19 protein-coding genes are annotated in these 17,803 nt (G+C 71.1%); 12 read left to right on the top strand and 7 right to left on the bottom strand.

The genetic code is table 11. The features are described from left to right. Nucleotides 1-2 precede the first annotated feature (2 nt). Together H4W80_RS25935 and H4W80_RS25930 are read right to left on the bottom strand one after the other, a co-directional pair. Nucleotides 3-1,010, bottom strand: coding sequence for an SDR family oxidoreductase (locus H4W80_RS25935; RefSeq protein ID WP_192787482.1), 1,008 nt, complete (start codon nt 1,008-1,010; stop codon nt 3-5). A gap of 7 nt (nt 1,011-1,017) precedes the next feature. Beyond that, nucleotides 1,018-1,275, bottom strand: a complete 258-nt coding sequence (locus tag H4W80_RS25930; protein ID WP_192787481.1) for a hypothetical protein — start codon at nt 1,273-1,275, stop codon at nt 1,018-1,020. A gap of 72 nt (nt 1,276-1,347) precedes the next feature. Between H4W80_RS25930 and H4W80_RS25925 the strand changes: the two genes are divergently transcribed. Genes H4W80_RS25925 through H4W80_RS25915 form a run of 3 tightly spaced genes read left to right on the top strand, consistent with a single transcriptional unit; the run spans nt 1,348 to nt 3,361 of the window. Further along, nucleotides 1,348-2,343 carry a DNA topoisomerase IB gene (locus H4W80_RS25925; protein ID WP_318787059.1) on the top strand — a complete coding sequence of 332 codons (996 nt, stop codon included), beginning with the start codon at nt 1,348-1,350 and terminating at the stop codon, nt 2,341-2,343. Between the two features lie 45 nt (nt 2,344-2,388). Then, complete coding sequence (locus tag H4W80_RS25920) at nt 2,389-2,637, top strand: BON domain-containing protein (protein WP_192787480.1); 249 nt, start codon at nt 2,389-2,391, stop codon at nt 2,635-2,637. Then, nucleotides 2,630-3,361 (top strand): metallophosphoesterase family protein, encoded by a 732-nt coding sequence (locus tag H4W80_RS25915; protein WP_225963665.1) that lies wholly within the window; start codon nt 2,630-2,632, stop codon nt 3,359-3,361. The genes H4W80_RS25920 and H4W80_RS25915 overlap by 8 nt, the downstream gene beginning before the upstream one ends. Before the next feature lie 250 nt (nt 3,362-3,611). Here the strand turns inward: H4W80_RS25915 and H4W80_RS25910 are convergent, their stop codons facing one another. Beyond that, complete coding sequence (locus H4W80_RS25910) at nt 3,612-3,761, bottom strand: GPGG-motif small membrane protein (protein ID WP_165959640.1); 150 nt, start codon at nt 3,759-3,761, stop codon at nt 3,612-3,614. Nucleotides 3,762-3,874: 113 nt separating this feature from the next. On the opposite strand from H4W80_RS25910, the gene H4W80_RS25905 reads away from it, so the two are divergent. Then, on the top strand, nt 3,875-4,471 hold the full coding sequence (locus tag H4W80_RS25905; RefSeq protein ID WP_192787478.1) for a nucleotidyltransferase: 597 nt from the start codon (nt 3,875-3,877) through the stop codon (nt 4,469-4,471). 58 nt (nt 4,472-4,529) lie between these two features. Here H4W80_RS25905 and H4W80_RS25900 read toward each other — a convergent pair whose 3' ends face one another. Further along, on the bottom strand, nt 4,530-4,871 hold the full coding sequence (locus tag H4W80_RS25900) for a PRC-barrel domain containing protein (RefSeq protein ID WP_192787477.1): 342 nt from the start codon (nt 4,869-4,871) through the stop codon (nt 4,530-4,532). Between the two features lie 168 nt (nt 4,872-5,039). Here H4W80_RS25900 and H4W80_RS25895 point away from each other — a divergent pair, with 168 nt between their 5' ends. The 5 genes from H4W80_RS25895 to H4W80_RS25875 all read left to right on the top strand — a co-directional run bounded on the left by H4W80_RS25895 (nt 5,040) and on the right by H4W80_RS25875 (nt 10,673). Continuing rightward, nucleotides 5,040-5,855 (top strand): SAM-dependent methyltransferase, encoded by an 816-nt coding sequence (locus H4W80_RS25895; protein ID WP_192787476.1) that lies wholly within the window; start codon nt 5,040-5,042, stop codon nt 5,853-5,855. 169 nt (nt 5,856-6,024) lie between these two features. Beyond that, on the top strand, nt 6,025-6,888 hold the full coding sequence (locus H4W80_RS25890; protein WP_192787475.1) for a DMT family transporter: 864 nt from the start codon (nt 6,025-6,027) through the stop codon (nt 6,886-6,888). A gap of 187 nt (nt 6,889-7,075) precedes the next feature. Next, nucleotides 7,076-9,226 carry an accessory Sec system translocase SecA2 gene (gene secA2, locus H4W80_RS25885; RefSeq protein ID WP_318787058.1) on the top strand — a complete coding sequence of 717 codons (2,151 nt, stop codon included), beginning with the start codon at nt 7,076-7,078 and terminating at the stop codon, nt 9,224-9,226. A gap of 45 nt (nt 9,227-9,271) precedes the next feature. After that, complete coding sequence (locus H4W80_RS25880) at nt 9,272-9,646, top strand: VOC family protein (protein WP_192787473.1); 375 nt, start codon at nt 9,272-9,274, stop codon at nt 9,644-9,646. Between the two features lie 145 nt (nt 9,647-9,791). Next, complete coding sequence (locus tag H4W80_RS25875) at nt 9,792-10,673, top strand: DMT family protein (protein WP_192787472.1); 882 nt, start codon at nt 9,792-9,794, stop codon at nt 10,671-10,673. A gap of 4 nt (nt 10,674-10,677) precedes the next feature. Here the strand turns inward: H4W80_RS25875 and H4W80_RS25870 are convergent, their stop codons facing one another. Further along, nucleotides 10,678-13,089 (bottom strand): protein kinase family protein, encoded by a 2,412-nt coding sequence (locus H4W80_RS25870; RefSeq protein ID WP_192787471.1) that lies wholly within the window; start codon nt 13,087-13,089, stop codon nt 10,678-10,680. 7 nt (nt 13,090-13,096) lie between these two features. Next, complete coding sequence (locus H4W80_RS25865; RefSeq protein WP_192787470.1) at nt 13,097-13,672, bottom strand: GNAT family N-acetyltransferase; 576 nt, start codon at nt 13,670-13,672, stop codon at nt 13,097-13,099. A 109-nt stretch (nt 13,673-13,781) separates the two neighbouring features. On the opposite strand from H4W80_RS25865, the gene H4W80_RS25860 reads away from it, so the two are divergent. From H4W80_RS25860 to H4W80_RS25850, 3 genes are read left to right on the top strand one after another with little or no spacing between them, the layout of a single operon-like run. Continuing rightward, complete coding sequence (locus tag H4W80_RS25860; protein WP_192787469.1) at nt 13,782-14,984, top strand: acyl-CoA dehydrogenase family protein; 1,203 nt, start codon at nt 13,782-13,784, stop codon at nt 14,982-14,984. After that, nucleotides 14,981-16,144, top strand: coding sequence for an acyl-CoA dehydrogenase family protein (locus H4W80_RS25855; protein WP_192787468.1), 1,164 nt, complete (start codon nt 14,981-14,983; stop codon nt 16,142-16,144). Before H4W80_RS25860 ends, H4W80_RS25855 begins: the two co-directional genes overlap by 4 nt. Further along, nucleotides 16,141-17,181, top strand: coding sequence for an acyl-CoA dehydrogenase family protein (locus H4W80_RS25850; RefSeq protein ID WP_192787467.1), 1,041 nt, complete (start codon nt 16,141-16,143; stop codon nt 17,179-17,181). The genes H4W80_RS25855 and H4W80_RS25850 overlap by 4 nt, the downstream gene beginning before the upstream one ends. Here H4W80_RS25850 and H4W80_RS25845 read toward each other — a convergent pair. Then, nucleotides 17,152-17,742, bottom strand: a complete 591-nt coding sequence (locus H4W80_RS25845) for a TetR/AcrR family transcriptional regulator (RefSeq protein WP_192787466.1) — start codon at nt 17,740-17,742, stop codon at nt 17,152-17,154. The two genes, H4W80_RS25850 and H4W80_RS25845, sit on opposite strands and share 30 nt — an antisense overlap. Between the last annotated feature and the right edge of the window lie 61 nt (nt 17,743-17,803).

Below are 17,803 nucleotides of genomic sequence, written 5' to 3'. Positions count from 1 at the left end.
GCTTATCGTCCGCGCAGACGCAGGGCCGCCCACGTGGCGGCCGCGCCTCCGGCCAGCGCGAGGAGGACCGGGCCGCGATGTTGGGACAGCCAGAGCTGGGGGCTGCGGGCATGGGAGCGCTCGTCGAACGAGCCGTGGGCGCCGTAGTCCACGTCCTCGTCCGCCGGCTCCCACAGGTTGGCGACGCCGTCCGGCGGCTTCTCGTCCGTCTGCTGGGACCGCGCGCCGGTCCTGGCCACGTACCGGTCCACGAGCGCCGGCGCCACGCGCTGGGCCAGGAGGGTGGCGGCCGTGGTGGCGCCCACCCAGTACTCCTTGCGCTCCGGGTGCTCGGCCGCGTACACGATGGCCCGGGCGGCCACCTCCGGCTGGTAGATCGGGGGGACCGGCTGCGGGTGGCGCCGCAGCTTGGACAGCACCCAGTCGAACTGGGGGGTGTTGAGCGCGGGCAGTTGCACCAGCGTGATGTCGATGCCGCTGCGGTCGGCCAGCAACTCCGTGCGGACCGACTCCGTGAACCCCTTGATCGCGTGCTTGGCGCCGCAGTACGCCGACTGCAGCGGGATGCCGCGCTGCGACAGCGCCGAGCCGGCCTGGACGATCGCACCCGTGTTGCGCGGGCGCATGAGGTCCAGGGCGACCTTCGTGCCCCAGACGTAGCCCAGGTACGTCACCGCGGTGGTGCGGGCGTACTCATCTGGCGAAATATCGCTGAATCTGGCGAAGACGGAGGAGAAGGCGATGTTGATCCAGACGGAAATGGGCCCCATCTCCGCCTCGATGCGCTCGGCCGCCCTCCGCACCTGGTCGTACTCGGCCATGTCGGCCTCGAATACCTCGCCGGTGCCTCCTTCCACGCCCACGTCCACGGCGGCGGCGCCCAGCCCGGTCGTGCCCCGGGCGATGAGCGCCACCTTCGCGCCCTGGCGCCCGAGCTGCCGGACGACCGCTCGCCCGACCCCGCCGCTGGCGCCCGTCACCACCACTACGCGCCCTTCAAGTGGTGCCATGTCGCAATCAGCCCGCCTCTCCGTCCTGTCGCAGCTTCTGGCGTCGCACGGCCAGTGCGATGTCGACCACCGTGATCAGAGCCACCACGAGCGCGATCGCCGTCATGACGGGCGCCCCGACGATGATCCCGAGCACCGCGAACGCGAACATGAACACCAGCAGGAACGAGCCGATCCTGATGTGCGCCACGTCGCGTGGCGTGGCGGGCACCATGGCATGGCCTTTGGTGTCCCGTTCCTCGTGCCACTTTCCGTTATCCGGCATGTCCCTGTTATCAGACATGCCGCCCACCTGCCCGTTCTGTTTGCCCCCTAACTTCCGGGGTAGCCGCCGTCCGTGCCCAAGCTGCGTCCCAGTGATCAGAGCGAGCCGGGGATCGTACGGAGGCGCTACGGGCGCGGGTTCGGCTACCAGGGGCCTGACGGGCGTGCGGTGCGCGACCAGGCCACGCTGGCCCGCATCAAGGCGCTGGCCATCCCCCCGGCCTGGACCGACGTGTGGATCTGCACGTCCCCCCACGGCCACCTGCAGGCCGTGGGCACGGACGCGGCCGGGCGCAGGCAGTACCGCTACCACGACCTGTGGCGTGAGCAGCAGGACCAGGCCAAGTTCGACCGCGTGCTGGAGGTGGCCGAGCGGCTGCCGGAGTTCAGGAAGACCGTGGAAGGCCAGCTCGGCGGCCGCGGCCTGACCAGGAAGCGGGTGCTGGCCGCCGCGGCCCGCCTGCTCGACGTCGGCTTCTTCCGCATCGGCGGCGAGAGCTACGACACGTACGGGCTGGCCACGCTCAGGATGGAGCACCTCACCTGCTCCAACGGCACGGTCACCTGCTCCTACCAGGCCAAGGGGGACATCTCCCGAGAGGTCGAGGTGGCCGATCCCGCGGCCTGCAAGGTGCTCAGGTCGCTCAAGGCGCTCAGCGTGGAGGGCGAGCTGCTGCGCTACCGGCGGCGCGACGGCGGCTGGGGCTACATCAGGAGCGACGACATCAACGACTACCTGCGCGAGACCATCGGGTACGAGGTCACCGCCAAGGACTTCCGCACCTGGCACGCCACCGTTCTGGCCGCCGTGGGCCTGGCGGTCTCCAAGCCGGCCGGCCAGAAGAAACGTGCGGTGGCCCGGGTCATGCGGGAGGTCGCCGAATACCTGGGCAACACACCCACGGTGGCCAGGGCGTCGTACGTGGACCCCCGGGTGGTCGAGGCGTACGACCAGGACAGGACCATCGCGGCCGCGCTGACCGAGCTGGGCGCGGAAGCCGATTTCGGGCAACTGGCCACGGCAGGACCGGTCGAGCAGGCGGTTATTGACCTTATCCGTGCCGTTTGAGGTGTTAATCCAGGGGCATGCGGCGACAGAAGAAGGAGGCGAGCGATGGAAGCTCCGCAGTACGTCGCGGCCCGCGTCCAGCAGGCGCTGGCCGAGGACGGACGCACGCACGAGCTCGGAATCCGCGTGGACATACGAGGCGACCAGCTGTTCCTGCGCGGTGAGGTCAGCGGGACAGGCCAGCGCGAGCGGCTCGGCCAGGTGGCGCACGAGGCCGCGCCCGAGCTCCACCTGCACAACGAGATCAGAGTCGTGGAGGCCAGTGAGCCGGGGGAGGATGAGCGTCTTGACTGACCTGCGTATCGCGGCCGTCGGAGACATCCACCTGGGGGAGGACGACAGAGGCCAGTACCGCAAGAGACTGGCGGGCATCGAGGAACGCGCGGACGTGCTGATGCTGGCCGGCGACCTGACCAGGCACGGCACGCTGGAGGAGGGGCGGGTCGTGGCCGACGAGCTGCGCGGCCTGCCGATCCCCGTCGTCGCGGTGCTCGGCAACCACGACTACCACTCAGACCTGCAGTACGAGATCGCCGGCGAGCTGCGCGACGCGGGCGTCGTGGTGCTCGACGACGACGGCGCCGTCGTCCAGTGCGGCGACAGGAAGCTGGGCGTGGTCGGCGGCAAGGGGTTCGGCGGCGGGTTCGCGGGCAAGTGCGCCAGCGAGTTCGGCGAGCGGGAGATCAAGAACTTCGTCGCCCACACCCGCTACATCGCCGAGTCCTGGAAGGTCGCGCTCAAGGAGATCGTGGCCGAGAAGCGCGTGGTGCTGTCGCACTACTCCCCGATCAAGGAGACGCTGGAGGGGGAGCCGCACGAGATCTATCCCTTCCTGGGCAGCTACCTGCTGGCGGAGGCGGTCGACACGGCGGGCGCCGACCTGATCCTGCACGGCCACGCGCACAAGGGCACGGAAAAGGGCATGACGTCGGGCGGCATCCGGGTCCGTAACGTGGCGCTGCCGGTGCTGGGCCGGGCCTACGCCGTCTACTGCCTCGACTGCGAGACCGGGTTCTGAAGGACCTTCGCGGCAAGCCCCCAGCCGGTTCATTCCCGACGCCCCCGCGATCATCGCGGGGGCGTCGGGAACGTTCGGCGTTCGTGCGCCACCGCGCGGATGCGGAAGCCGGCCACGCGGCCCAGTGCGTCTTTGACGGGGGGTCAGGTGGAGGGCCGAGGCGTGGACGGCTTCCGGCATCCCGCGTACCCGAACGGGTGAACGGTGGATATCTGTTTTCCGCGCTCCCATGCCCTCGGGAGCGCGGAACCTACACATTGAAGATACTGACCCCGCCCGGTCCGACCAGGAATCCGAGGACGATGAGCACGATCCCCCAGAGCAGATCGCGCCTGGCCAGGATCACGTAGATCCCGGAGATGACGAGTATTACCGCGATGATCCAGAGCAAAGTAGCCATGGGTCTGCCTCTGCCCTAAGGGGTGTTCTCATAACATGTTTTTTCCTTAATCAATGAGCAAGAGACCCCGCCGTCCAACGCCTAGTTGACGATCGTTTGGGTAGCCCGAAAACATGACGAGCCACGGCCACGCTGTCACTGACGCCATTCTCGACACGCTCAAGCGTGCCAGCACAGGGTTGAAGGACGCCGGGGTGAAATTCGCGCTGGCCGGCGGATGCGCCGCGTACGCGAGAGGCGCCGCACCGTCACTGCACGACGTCGACTTCATGCTGACCGAGCACGACGTGCCGACCGCGCTGGAGGCGCTGCGCGGGATCGGCTTCCAGACGGCCAAGCCGCCGGAGGACTGGCTGGTCAAGGCGTACGACGAGGGCCGGCTGGTGGACCTGATCTTCCGGGTGTCCGACCAGCCGATCACCGACGAGCTGCTGGACCGGGCCGAGCCGCTGAAGGCGTCCGCCGTGATCGTGCCCGTGCTGGAGGCCACCGACCTGGTCATCTCGTGGCTACTGCCGCTGTCGGAGCACGCCTGCGACTACGGGGCGCTGCTGGCCCAGGTGCGCGCGCTGCGCGAGCAGGTCGACTGGCCGCGCGTGGCGGCCGTGCTCCAGGACTCGCCGTACGCGATGACGTTCATCACGCTCCTGGAGCGGCTGGACGTGCTGCAGGGCCCGATCGAGCCGAAGGGCGACCCGAAATGGCCGTGACGCACCGCGAAGGGCCGCGCCCCCTGGGGGCGCGGCCCTTTTTGTTGCGGCGTGTCAGTTACACGAGCCGGCCGTAGTAGTCGCCTAGCCGCGTCCGGTACTCGGGTTCCTTGAACGTGCCCTCGTCGAACTCGGGCGCGTCCTTGATCTCGGCCTTGGTGCGCGCGACGTAAACGTTGCGCTCCTGAGGGTCGATGCTCGTGACGACCTGCGCCGGGAGCATGACCTTCTTACCGAAGATCCAAGGGCCGGTGTCGACGATGATGTAGCTCTCGCCGACCTCGTACGTCGCCTCGTCGACGGACCCGATCTTTCCATCGGTCGCCTGGACGTGGTAGCCCACGAGATCCAGGGGCTGGCCGCGGTCGTAGACGTCAGCGCGATAGTTCCAGAGCTCCATGGGGGCTCTCTCCCTCTCTTCTTCCGTCCTTCTCGGGCATGCCTTCTGCTACCCGGCCACGGCCGCGTAAACGTATGGGCAGGGGCGTCCCACAATCTGACGCGTTCTTCCCGTTAAGTCGCTGAGTGCGACTACGATCCCGGTCAAAGCACGCAAAAGGGGGCGGGGTTGAGTCTCAGCGGAGAGTACGAGTGGGCTCCTCCTGGGGTCGACCCGGCGCGGCCCAGCGTGGCCCGCGTCCACGACGCGCTGCTCGGCGGCATGGAGAACTTCGCCGCCGACCGCTCGGTGGCCCGCAAGCTGAAGGACACGGTGCCCGAGGTGGTGGACCTCGTCTGGTGCAACCGCGCCTTCATCGGCAGGGTCGTGGACTTCCTCGTCCGCGAGGCCGGGATCAGGCAGATCATCGACCTGGGCGCCGGGCTGCCCACGGTGGAGAACACGCATGAGGTGGCCCAGTTCGCCGACCCCAGGGCCAGGGTGGTGTACGTCGACAACGACCCCATGGTCGAGCCGCACGCCCGCGCCATTCTGAACGGCAACCCGTACGCCGACGCCATCACCGCCGACGTCCGCGACGTGGAGGCCGTCCTCGGCCACCCCTCGCTGCGCCGCCTGATCGACCCGGCCCAGCCCACGGCCATCCTGATCATCGGCGTGCTGCACCTGCTGCCGGACCAGGACGACCCGCACGGGCTGGTCCGGCGGTACATGTCCGCCCTGCCGAAGGGCAGCTACCTCGCCGCCTCCAACATGATGGCCTCGGCCAACCCCAAGGCCCAGGCGCTGGAGGCCATGCTCCACGTCACCATGGGCGCCGGGTACTTCCGCGACCGGGACTCCATCGCCGCGTACTTCGACGGGCTGGTGCTGGTGGAGCCCGGAGTGGTGCACTTTCCCGAATGGCATCCGGACGAGCGCCTGCCCGGCCCGCTGGCCACCTGGGAGCAGCTCCTCCTGGGCGGCGTAGGCCGCAAACCCTAGCCCGCCCCGCCGCGCTAGGGTGGGCGGGTGCACCGACGTCTGATCTGCTCCCCGCCGCCCGCCCTCTAGCGGGCGGCATTCCCTGAGATTCCGGGTCTGAGCGATCCGGGGGTGGTTGCTGCCCGCACACCGGGCCCATTCCAACCACTCCATCCGGAGCACTCCTGTCATGACCCATGTCTCCGCCCGGCGGGGCGCCCTTTACGTGTCCGTGGCCGCCACCGCCTGGGGCACGGGCGGCGCCGCCGGTTCGCTGCTCTTCGAGTCCGGCGGCCTCGGCGCCGTCGGCGTCTCTCTCTGGCGCTACCTCCTCGGCGCCGCCTTCCTTCTCCTCCTCACCCGCCGCCCGGTCGTGCTCAGCGGCCGGATCCTGCTGATCGGCGCCGGAATGGCCGTCTACCAGACCGCGTACTTCGCCGCGATCGCCCACTCCGGCGTGGCGCTCGCGACCGTGGTGACGATGGGCGCCACCCCGGTCTTCACCGCCCTGGGCAGCCGCTTCCTCCTCCGCGAGCCGCTCGGCCGCGTCGCGCTCACCGCGCTCGCCACCGCCCTGACCGGGCTCGTCCTCCTCACCGGGGAGACCGCGCTGCAGTCCCGGACGTCCTCCATCGCGGGCATCGGCCTCGCCCTGCTCTCGGCCGCCGGGTACGCCGGGGTCACGATCCTCTCCCGGAGGCTCGGGGACGACGACCCGCAGGGGGTGGCGATCGGCGGGTTCGTGGTCGGGGCGGCGTGCCTGGCGCCGTTCGCGCTGGTGGAAGGGGTCGTGCCGAACGTGAGCCTGCCGTCCGTGGCGCTGCTGCTCTACCTCGGCGCGGTGCCGACGGCGCTCGCGTACGGCCTGTTCTTCCGCGCCCTGACCGCGCTGCGCGCCACCACGGTGTCGATCATCTCGCTCGGCGAGGCCGTGGGCGCGGCGGTGCTCGGCGTGGTGCTGTTCGGGGAGCGGCTCACCCCTCTTGCCTGGTCGGGGTGCGTGCTGCTGCTGGCCGCCGTCACAGTTCTCGCCGTACGGGCTGAATCCGCGTGACTCGGACATGAGCGATGTGGCGGCGCAGCGTCCCGGATGAGCTAATGTCCGGTACGGCGGCGCTTGCCGTATCGTCGCTCCGCTCCCCTCCCTTGTAAGAGGGAACGGTGTCGGCGAAGCGTGCGTTGGAGGAACTGTGGCCTCAATAAAGGGAATTATCAGGAATCTCCTGGATCGTCCAGGAGGCGTGCCCCTGACCCCCTATGAAAAGATCGTCAAGGCGGCGGAAGGTCGCGCCGATCGGTTGCGCAAGCTCGACGAGCTGCCCGAGCCGAAGATGGACGATCTGGCCGAGTTCTGCGCCATCGCACGCGAGGCCGCCGACAGGACGCTGGGCCTGCGGCCGTACGACGTGCAGTTGCTCGGCACCTTGGCCCTCCTCGACGGGAAGGTCGCCGAGATGGCCACCGGCGAGGGCAAGACGTTGTCCGGCGCCATGGCGGCGGCGGGCTACGCGTTGCAGGGCAAGCACGTCCACGTGATCTCGGTGAACGACTATCTGGCCAGGCGTGACGCGGAGTGGATGGGGCCGTTCTACGAGGCGCTCGGCGTCACCGTGGGCTGGATCGGCCAGAACTCCACGCCGGAGGAGCGGCGCGAGGCGTACGCGAGGGACGTCACGTACGGGCCCGTCAGCGAGATCGGGTTCGACGTGCTGCGCGACCGGCTCCGCACGGAGGCCGCCGAGATCATCGTGCCCGCGCCCGAGGTGGCCCTGATCGACGAGGCCGACTCCGTGCTGGTCGACGAGGCCCGCGTGCCGCTCGTGATGGCCGGGTCCACCGACCCCGGCAGCGCGGTGCCGGAGATGGCGGCGCTGGTCAGGCAGCTCGTACGCGGCTACCACTACGAGATCGACGAGCAGGCCCGCAACGTCTACCTCACCCCCAAGGGCGCCGACAGCGTCGAGAACCTCCTCGGCGTCGAGCTCTACGACGAGCACGAGCCCGGCACGCTCATCGAGCTCAACCTGGCCCTGCACGCCCACGCGCTGCTCGCCCGCGACGTCGACTACATCGTGCGCGACGGCAAGGTCCAGCTGATCAACCCCTCGCGCGGCCGGGTGGCGCTGCTCCAGCGCTGGCCCGACGGCCTGCAGGCGGCCGTGGAGGCCAAGGAGGCGCTGCCGCCGAGCGAGAAGGGCGAGATCCTCGACTCGATCACCGTCCAGGGCCTGATCCGCCGCTACCCGGAGATCTGCGGCATGACGGGCACGGCGGTGGCGGTCAGCGAGCAGCTCGGCGAGTTCTACGGTCTCAAGGTCGCGGTCATCCCGCCCAACCGGCCCTGCGTGCGCGAGGACGAACCGGACCGCATCTACCCGACCGTCCCCGACAAGGACGCCGCCCTGGTCGAGGAGATCCAGGAGGTCCACGCCACCGGCCGGCCGATCCTCATCGGCACGCTCGACGTCGCCGAGTCGGAGAACCTCGCCAAGCTCCTCCAGCGGCGCGGCATGGAGCCGGTCGTCCTCAACGCCAAGAACGACGCCGAAGAGGCCGCGATCATCGCCAGGGCGGGGGAGCGCGACGCCATCACCGTCTCCACCCAGATGGCCGGGCGCGGCACCGACATCCGCCTCGGGGACGGCGTCGCCGAGCTGGGCGGCCTGTACGTGATCGGCTCGGGCCGCCACGCCAGCAGCCGCCTCGACGACCAGCTCCGGGGCCGCGCCGGCCGCCAGGGCGACCCGGGCGGCTCTGTCTTCTTCGTCAGCACCCAGGACGACCTGATCACCCAGTTCGTCCCCGACGAGCGCCCGCCCGCCGCCGACCCCGACGGCATCGTCCGCCACCGGCGCGGCGCCTACCTCGTCGGCCACGCCCAGCGCGTCGCCGAGGGCGTCAACCTGGAGATCCACCGCAACACGTGGCGCTACACCCGCCTCCTGGAGCACCAGCGCGAGCTCATCCTGGAGTGGCGCGACAAGGTCCTGCACGGCGACTCCGCCGCCAAGGCCCTGTCCACCGCCGACCCCGAACGCTGGGAGGCCCTGCCGGAGGACACCAGGGACGAGACCGCCCGCCAGATCGTCCTGCACGCCATCGACCGCTGCTGGACCGAGCACCTGGCGTTCCTGACGGACCTGCGCGAGGGCATCCACCTGCGCGCGCTGGGCCGGATGAGCCCGATCGACGAGTTCCACCGGGAGGCGGTGGCCGAGTACAAGTCGCTGCTGGCGGAGGTGGAGCGGCGCTCGCTGGAGTCCTTCGAGGCGCCCGAGCCGGACCTGAAGCGGCCGACGGCCACCTGGACGTACCTGGTGCAGGACAATCCGTTCGGCACGGAGTGGGACCGCATCCTCAAGCGTGTGACGGCCGCCACCCGGCGCGGCTAGCCGTACCTGACAGAAGATGACAGGTATGGCTGGAACCCTGGACTCATGACAACGAAAGCGAAGCTCCTGGCCGTCACCCTCGACTGCGCGGAGCCCAAGAAACTGGCCGAGTTCTACCACGAGATCACGGGGTGGGAGATCCAGTACGCGGAGGACGAGTACGCGGCCGTGGGAAACGGGACCACCAGCATCTACTTCGGCCGGATCCCCGACCGCAAGCCGGTGACCTGGCCGAGCCCGGACAAGCAGTTCCACCTGGACTTCCGGGTGCCGGACGTGGAGAAGGCGGCGGAGGAGTACGTCGCGCTGGGCGCCACGAAGCCGGAGTTCCAGCCGGGGATCACGGAGGACGGCGTCGGCTGGATCGTCCTCCAGGACCCCGCCGGGCACCTGTTCTGCGTCTGCCCCGAGCGCTCCTGACCTCTTCCCACCCGGTCACACATGTGTGCTGGCCGGGAGCAGCTCCCACCCGAACGATCCACCAAAAGTATGATTCGCCAGCTTCGCTTCCCTCATAAGCTAGAGCAATGCTCTTGGAAGGATCCATGCCCCTGCGCGGACGCCCATGACCTGGGTCGGTCTGATCATCGCCCTGGTGGGAGCGCTTGGATACGCACTCGGCGCGGCCCTGCAGCAGTATGAGGCCGTGGCCGCGGGCGCCACGCTCAAGCTGGCCAGGCGCCCCCGCTGGTTGATCGGCGGCGCCATCGGCCTCACCGGCGCCTGCCTGCACGCCGTGGCGCTGAGTTTCGCGCCGCTGGTGGCCGTCCAGCCGATCAGCGTCGCCACGCTGGTGTTCGCCGTGCCGCTGGCCGCGTTCATGTACGGGCGCAAGCCGTACCGCGCGGAGATCTTCGGCTCGATCGCGGTGGCCGTGGGCCTGCTCTGGCTCATGCTCCTGGTGCCGCACCACAACGTGACGCCGCACCTGAGCGACGGCGCCGCGCTCGTGTTCGTGGCCGTGATCGGCCTGATCGTCCTGGTGACGCAGCTCCTCGCGACCCGGGTGCACGGGCCGAACAGGGCGTTACTGCTGTCCGTGGGCGCGGGCGTGGTGACGGCGAGCGTGTCCACGTTCGTCCGGGTCGTCGGGGGCGGCATGCAGGGGGACTGGGGCCGGCTGGTGCACTGGTTCACGCTCGCCGTGCCCGTGCTGCTGGTCTGCGCGGTGGTGCTGTTGCAGCGCTCCTACGCGGTCGGCTACTTCGGCATCGCCTACGCCGGCGTGCAGGTCATCGACCCCATCACCTCGGTCCTCGCCGGTGTGATCCTCCTCGGCGAACCCCTGCCCACCAACCCCTCCACCGCGATCCCCGCCATCCTGGCCGGCGCGCTCACCATCGGCGGCACGATCACCCTGGGCCGCCTCGCCCCCGACCACTCCCGTCCCGCCCCGGCCTCGAAACCTGCCCCCGAGCCGGTGTCCGCGAGCTCCCAGGCCGGCTGACCCGTCAGCAGGTGTCGCGGTGCGGTAGTTCGGGCAGGTGCCAGGACCACTCCCGCGGGGAGAGGGCGCCGTACGTGGAGCAGATGTAGGCGGCCTGATCCCGGGGCGCCGGCCCGCGTTCCAGATCGATGGTCAGCACGATTCCGTGTCCGGCCAGGACCCGCAGCCACCGGCCGTCCCCGGTGACCGTGGCCTGCGCCGCCCGGTCCACACCGGCCGTGGGCACCGCCCTGTCGGCCACCGGCGTGCCGCTGCCGTCGTCGAGGCGCCAGACCCGTACCCGATCGCTGTCCGTGCTGACGAGCAGCCGACCGTCCGGGCTGAAGCGCAGGTGGCCCGGCGAGGGGCGCAGCCGGGTGGACCGGGTCGGCACTCCGCCGAGGTCGTAGATCTGGATCCCGCTCTCCTCGGCGATCGCCACCCGCTCGCCGTCCGGGGCGAATGTCGTGTACTCCCACGGCATCCGGTCCAGCCAGGGCGCGGGGGACGGCCGGGGCGGGCGGCGCAGCTCCGAACGTCTGCCCGCGAAGACCAGCGCCACCCGGTCCCCGGGGCCCACCACCGCGTACTCGCCCACGTACGCGGCTCGCCGCGCCCTCAGGTTCCACGCCCAGCGCTCGCCCGACAGCCGGGCCGCCGCGAACAGCAGGCCGCCGCCCGGGCTGAACCACGCCGACTGTTCGCCGGGTGCGCCGAGGCCGCGGCCGAAGGGCGGGCCGACGCCGTCGCCGGAGGTGGTGTCCCAGAGGTAGGAGCGGTCGACGCCGACGAGGGCCAGCGTGTGGCCGTCGGGGGACCAGGCCATGGCGCGTACGGACTGGACCGGGCCCGCCGTCCGGGCGACCTGGCGGCGGGAGGGGATGTCGTAGACCCGCAGGGTCCCCTCGTCGAGCGCGGCGAGGCGGGAGCCGTCGTCGCTGATGGCGTGGAGGGAGCGGGGGCCCGCGTACGGGTCGGCGAACACGTCCACCGCCGGATCCGCCGACGTCAACGCCCGCCGCGCCTCGGGGATCGGGGCCAGGCGCCACGCGGCGAGGCTGAGCTTGCGGGCCGTCACCGGGTCCGCCAGCCGCAGCGCCTCCGCCCTGGATGCCGCCACCTTCGCCATCGCCTGGTCCAGCCGCCCGTCGGCGGCGCCCCGCTGCCACAGAGCGAGCAGTACCACCACCGACAGCAGCCCCGCCATGACCGTCCACCGCCGGCGCGATCTCCTGCGCACCCCCGCGAGCCCCGCGTCCAGGAACGTCTGCTCGCCGGCGCTCAGTGTCACCCGCCGCCGCCCGCCGGCCGCCCACGCCAGGGCCCGGTCCAGCGGCTCCCCCTGCAACAGCGCCGCCTCCCGCCGCCCGCCGGCCTCCCACCGCCGCGCCGCCCGCGCCAGCTCCCTGTGTACGGCCAGCCCGTCGCGCTCGCCGTCCAGCCACTCGTGCAACCGCGGCCAGGCCCGCAGGAGCGCCGCGTACGTGATCGCCAGCGAGCCGTCATCCTCAGGGCGGTGGGTGAGGAGACCTGCCTTGCCGTACGCCTCCAGCACCCCGTCGATCGAGCTCACCTCGTCGGGGGCGCGGCCGGCGACCAGGTCGGCTCTGGAGGCGGTGACGATGGTGTCGGAGCCGTCGGAGTCCAGGTCGACCAGGCGGAGGAAGACCTCCGGCACCAGGTCCTGCTCGGCCGGGGTGAGCCGCGCGTACACGGTCTCGGCGCGGGCGCCCAGCGGCGGGTCGGAGACGGGCTCGGGGGGCAGCAGGCGGCCCTGCTGGGACTGCGGGGCGTCGAGGAGGGAGAGGAGGAGCTGGCGGGCGCTCGGGCGGCGTTCGGGATCACGCTGCAGCGCGGCGGCCACCAGCCCGCGTAACAGGCGGTCCAGCCGCTCGCCGTGGTCCGACGGCGCGTCCGGGCCGTAGGCGGCGAAGATCAGCAGCCGCCCCCAGTCGCGCACGTCCGCGGCCGGTTCCGCGGGCTCACGGGACAGGCCCCAGCCCAGGCCGACCAGGCGCGGCCCCTCGGTGCCCAGGACGACCTTGTCGGGGGTGAGCGATCCGTGGACCGCGCCCGCCTCGTGCGCGGCGGCCAGCGCGGTGGCCACGGCGGTGGCCAGGTGGTAGAGGGCGTCGCCCGTGTACGGGCCGTGCCGGTCGACGACCTGCCGCAGGGTGGGGCCCGGGACGTACTCGCTGACCAGGTAGGGCGGCTCGCCGTCCAGGCGGGCCTCCGTCAGCCCGGCGACCGACAGCGACCGCACGCGCGCGGCCGCCGCGGCGGCGGCGGCGAGCCTGGTGCGGGCCTCGGCGTCCGGCAGGCAGGGCACTCCCAGCGCATGCCGCGTGCCCGACTCGTCGTAGGCCTCGCGGACGATGACGTGCCCGCCGCCGTCGAGCCGGGCGCCGAGCCAGTAGCCTCCCAGCCGATCAGTCATACACCCCTTAACGGTCCAAGCGGGCCCGGTGCTGCGGCCACTCCTCTTCGAGGATGCCGAAATAGACCGTGTCGCGCCAGGTGCCGTCCGGCCGCCTGCGATGCCGCCGCAGAGTCCCCTCGTGGACCCCGCCGATGCGCTTGATGGCGTTCTGCGACCGGAGGTTGAGGTGGTCGGTCTTGAGCAGGACGCGGTTGTAGCCGAGGGCGAAGGCGTGGTCGATGAGCAGGACCTTGCAGCCGGTGTTCACGGCCGTGCGCCAGACCGCCCGGCCGTACCACGTCCAGCCGATCTCGATGCTCGCCTCGAAGCCCGGCACGTCGGCGTACGTGGTCCAGCCCACGGCCCGCCCGCTCTCCTTGGGCACCACCGCGAAGGGGACGTGGTTGTCGTCGGTCATCAGCCCCAGGGCGAGCTTCCCCAGCTCCTCCTCGGAACGCGGCGCGGGCGCGGGCAGCCAGCGCCAGACCTCCTCGTCGCCCCCGGAGGCGGCGAACAGGTCGGGAACGTGGTCGAGGGTGAGCGGTTCGAGCCGGACGACGCCGTTCTCGAGCACCACGGGGACGGGCAGCTTCGCGGTCATGGCAGGCAACTCTAGGGGCGCCCGCGAAGTCCTGATTATGGCCACCTGCACCTTTTTGTGGGGAACCACCTGTCGACACTCATACCGGCCGGTCGGTAGGCTCGCAGGCATGGACTTCGCCTTTGACAGCGTCACCGAGGACCTGCGCGAACGACTGCTGCTTTTCATGGAGGAATGCGTCTATCCCGCCGAGGCCCCCTTCGAGGAGCAGGCGGCGATCAGCGGCTGGAGCCCGCCGCCCCTCATGGAGGACCTCAAGGACGAGGCCAGGAAGCGCGGCCTGTGGAACCTGTTCCTCCCGGGCGAGCACGGCGCCGGCCTGACGAACCTCCAGTACGCGCCGCTGGCGGAGATCATGGGCCGCAGTCCCACCATCGCCCCGACGGCCACCAACTGCGCCGCGCCCGACACCGGGAACATGGAGGTTTTGTCCATGTTCGGCAGCGAGTGGCAGCGCAAGGAGTGGCTGCGGCCGCTGCTCGACGGGGAGATCCGCTCCGCCTTCGCGATGACGGAGCCCGACGTGGCCTCCTCGGACGCCACCAACATCGCCACCTCCATCGTCCGGGACGGCGGCGAGTACGTCATCAACGGCCGCAAGTGGTTCATCTCCGGCGCGATGAACCCCAACTGCAAGATCTTCATCGTCATGGGCAAGACGAACCCGGCCGCGCCCACGCACCGCCAGCAGAGCATGATCCTGGTGCCCCGTGACACCCCCGGGCTGCACATCAAGCGCGGCATGCACGTCTTCGGCTACACCGACGCCGACCACGGCGGCCACGCCGAGATCGTGTTCGAGGACGTGCGCGTCCCCGTGGAGAACCTGATCGGCGAGGAGGGCGGCGGCTTCGCCATCGCCCAGGCCCGGCTCGGCCCCGGCCGCATCCACCACTGCATGCGCCTGATCGGCATGGCCGAGCGCGCCGTGGAGCTGATGTGCAGGCGGGCGCTGGCCAGGACGACGTTCGGCAAGCCCGTCGCCCAGCAGGGTGTGATCCAGGACTGGATCGCCGAGTCGCGGATCAGGATCGAGGAGCTACGCCTGCTCGTGCTCAAGACCGCCTGGCTGATGGACACGGTGGGCAACCAGGGCGCGCACACCGAGATCCAGGCCATCAAGATCTCCACTCCCATCGCCGTGGAGTGGATCCTGGACAAGGCCGTCCAGGTGCACGGCGCGGGCGGCGTCTCGCAGGACTTCCCGCTGGCGGCGCTCTGGGCGGGCGCCCGCTCGCTGCGCCTGGCGGACGGTCCCGACGAGGTGCACAAGCGGTCCCTGGCCTATCGCGAGCTGAAGAGGTACATGTGAACGAGGCGGAGATCAAGGAGCGCGTCGCGGCGTTCCTCGCGGAGCACGATCCGGACGGGGATCGGCTGGAGTTCCTGCGGGCGAGGTTCGACGCGGGGCTGGCCTGGGTGTGGTTCCCCGAAGGGCTCGGCGGGCTGGGCGTGTCGCGGGAGCTGCAACAGGTCGTCGAGCGGGAGCTGGCCGGCACGCCGGAGCTCAACGCCGGCGTCCAGGGCATCGGGCTCGGGATGGCGGCCCCGACGATCCTGGCGTTCGGGACGGAGGAGCAGAAACGCCGCTTCCTCCGGCCGCTGTGGACCGGCGAGGAGATCTGGTGCCAGCTCTTCAGCGAGCCCGGCGCGGGGTCCGACCTGGCCACGCTCGCGACCCGTGCCGTCAAGGACGGGGACGAATGGGTCGTCGATGGCCAGAAGGTGTGGACGTCCGGCGCCCATCACTCCAGGTGGGCGATCCTCGTCACCCGTACCGACCCGGACGTGCCGAAACACCGCGGCATGACGTACTTCATCTGCGACATGCACGCCCCGGGCGTCGAGGTGCGGCCGCTGCGGCAGATCACCGGTGAGGCCGAGTTCAACGAGGTGTTCCTGACCGGCGTGCGGCTCCCCGACGACCTGCGGCTCGGCGAGGTCGGCGACGGCTGGCGGGTCGCGCAGACCACGCTGATGAACGAGCGCGTCGCCATCGGCGGCGCCCCCGTGCGGCGCGGCGGCGGCATGGTCGGCGTCGTGACCGACTCCTGGCGCGCCCACCCCGAGCTGCGCACCCACGACCTGCACCAGCGGCTGCTGTCGCTCTGGGTGGAGGCGGAGGTCACCCGCCTGTCCGGGGTGCGCCTGCGGGAGCAGCTCGCCGCCGGCCAGCCGGGGCCCGAGGGGTCCGGCATGAAGCTGTCGTTCGCCAAGCTCAACCAGGCGCTGTCCGGCTTCGAGGTGGAGTTCGGGCGCGACCTGGGCTACGACGACTGGACGTTCCGCCGCTCGGAAGACGTCGACTTCTACGGCCGCGGCCCCGGCTACCGCTACCTGCGGGCCAAGGGCAACTCGATCGAGGGCGGCACGTCCGAGATCCTGCGCAACATCATCTCCGAGCGGGTGCTCGGCCTGCCCTCAGAGCCCCGCGTCGACAAGGACGTGCCCTGGAAGGACCTGCCGCGATGACTCTTCTGTACTCGGAGGTCGAGGAGGAGCTGCGGGCCGCGGTGCGCGGGCTGCTCGCCGACCGCTGCCCGCCCGCCGCCGTGCTCAAGCGCATCGAGTCCGAGCCGTATGACCTGGACCTGTGGAAGACGCTGGCGGGCGAGATCGGGGTGGCCGGGCTGCTCATCCCCGAGCAGTACGGCGGCGCCGGGGCGTCGGCCAGCGAGGCGGCCGTCGTGCTGGAGGAGCTGGGCAGGGGCGTGGCGCCGGTGCCGTTCTTCACCAGCTCGGTGCTGGCCACCCGCGCGCTGCTGGCGACCGGTGACACCCTGCTGGAGGAGCTGGCCGAGGGCAGGAAGACCGCCGCCCTCGCCGTGCCGTTCGCGGCCTCCCCGTACCGGACGGGCGCGGCCGTGCGGCTCGAGGACGGGCGGCTGACCGGGACCGTCGCCGGGGTGGCCGGGGCCGACGTGGCCGACGTGCTGCTGGTGCCCGTCGGCGGCAGGCTCCACGCCGTGGAAGGGGGCGCGCTCGTCCAGGCGGTGCCGTCGCTCGACCAGACCAGGCCCGTCGCGACCGTCACCTTCGACGGGGCCGAGGCCAGGGACGTGGGGGAGTGCGACCTGGCCGAGGTGCTCAGGTTCGGGGCGGGGCTGCTGGCGTCCGAGCAGCTCGGGGTGGCCGAATGGTGCCTCGACACGACGCTCGCCCACGTCAGGGAACGCCACCAGTTCGCCCGGCCGATCGGCTCCTTCCAGGCGATCAAGCACCGGCTGGCGGACCTGTGGCTGGACGTCGTACGGGCCAGGGCCGCCGCCCGGAGCGCCGCGACCGACGGCTCGGCGGTCTCCGTGGCCGTGGCCCAGTCGTGGAACGCGGGCGTGGCCGTACACGCCGCCGAAGAGGCCCTTCAGCTCCACGGCGGGATCGGGATGACGTGGGAGCACCCCGTGCATCTCTACCTCAAGCGCGCCAAGGCCGCGGAGATCGCACTGGGCACGCCCGGCGACCACCGCGCGGCGCTGGCCTCACTCGTCGACGTGCCCGGCCCCGAGTGAGGTGAGCAGCAGGTCGGCGAAGTGCCTGCCCACCTGGGCTCCGGTCAGTGGCCCGTCCACGTGGAACCACGAGCCCAGGTGGTGCACCGAGCCGAAGAAGTAGTCGACGACCAGCTCCGCCGGGACCCGGTCGCTGAGGACGCCCTCGCGCTGGCCCTCGGCCACGAGGCCGCGGAAGCGCTCGTGGTAGCGGCGGCGCTCGGCGCGCACGCTCTTCTGCGTCTCGGGCGCGAGCAGGTGCATCGACCTGAAGAAGATCTTGGAGTCGTCCAGGTTCGCGGCCGTGGTCTCCACGACGTCGGCCGCGGCCCGGTACAGGCGCTCCCGCACGTCGCCGGGACCGTCGGCGATCCGCGTCAGCCGGTCCATCTGCATGCGCAGCACCCGGCCGTAGATCTCGTGCAGCAGGTCGTCCTTGGAGTCGAAGTAGTGGTACATGGCGCCCTTGGTGACGCCGGCCGCCACGACGATCTCCTGTACGGAGGTGCTCTCGAAGCCGCGCTCGGCGAACAGACGGGTCGCCTCGGCGAGCAGTCGCTGTCTGACCGGTTCCTCTTTCACATGTCCCCCTTTGTCACCTGCTTTAGCATACCGACTGGTCGGTTGAGGTCATTTGCTGGTC

This window comes from Nonomuraea angiospora (assembly GCF_014873145.1).
In the GTDB taxonomy this organism is placed as follows: Bacteria; Actinomycetota; Actinomycetes; order Streptosporangiales; family Streptosporangiaceae; genus Nonomuraea; species Nonomuraea angiospora.
This window is presented reverse-complemented; position numbering and strand designations above follow the sequence as displayed.

What these genes read in the sequence shown, in the direction of transcription:
- H4W80_RS25935 (WP_192787482.1), bottom strand. Translation starts at nt 1,010, where the DNA reads ATGGCACCACTTGAAGGGCGCGTAGTGGTGGTGACGGGCGCCAGCGGC.
- H4W80_RS25930 (WP_192787481.1), bottom strand. Translation starts at nt 1,275, where the DNA reads ATGCCGGATAACGGAAAGTGGCACGAGGAACGGGACACCAAAGGCCAT.
- H4W80_RS25920 (WP_192787480.1), top strand. Translation starts at nt 2,389, where the DNA reads ATGGAAGCTCCGCAGTACGTCGCGGCCCGCGTCCAGCAGGCGCTGGCC.
- H4W80_RS25910 (WP_165959640.1), bottom strand. Translation starts at nt 3,761, where the DNA reads ATGGCTACTTTGCTCTGGATCATCGCGGTAATACTCGTCATCTCCGGG.
- H4W80_RS25905 (WP_192787478.1), top strand. Translation starts at nt 3,875, where the DNA reads ATGACGAGCCACGGCCACGCTGTCACTGACGCCATTCTCGACACGCTC.
- H4W80_RS25900 (WP_192787477.1), bottom strand. Translation starts at nt 4,871, where the DNA reads ATGGAGCTCTGGAACTATCGCGCTGACGTCTACGACCGCGGCCAGCCC.
- H4W80_RS25890 (WP_192787475.1), top strand. Translation starts at nt 6,025, where the DNA reads ATGACCCATGTCTCCGCCCGGCGGGGCGCCCTTTACGTGTCCGTGGCC.
- H4W80_RS25880 (WP_192787473.1), top strand. Translation starts at nt 9,272, where the DNA reads ATGACAACGAAAGCGAAGCTCCTGGCCGTCACCCTCGACTGCGCGGAG.
- H4W80_RS25875 (WP_192787472.1), top strand. Translation starts at nt 9,792, where the DNA reads ATGACCTGGGTCGGTCTGATCATCGCCCTGGTGGGAGCGCTTGGATAC.
- H4W80_RS25870 (WP_192787471.1), bottom strand. Translation starts at nt 13,089, where the DNA reads ATGACTGATCGGCTGGGAGGCTACTGGCTCGGCGCCCGGCTCGACGGC.
- H4W80_RS25865 (WP_192787470.1), bottom strand. Translation starts at nt 13,672, where the DNA reads ATGACCGCGAAGCTGCCCGTCCCCGTGGTGCTCGAGAACGGCGTCGTC.
- H4W80_RS25860 (WP_192787469.1), top strand. Translation starts at nt 13,782, where the DNA reads ATGGACTTCGCCTTTGACAGCGTCACCGAGGACCTGCGCGAACGACTG.
- H4W80_RS25850 (WP_192787467.1), top strand. Translation starts at nt 16,141, where the DNA reads ATGACTCTTCTGTACTCGGAGGTCGAGGAGGAGCTGCGGGCCGCGGTG.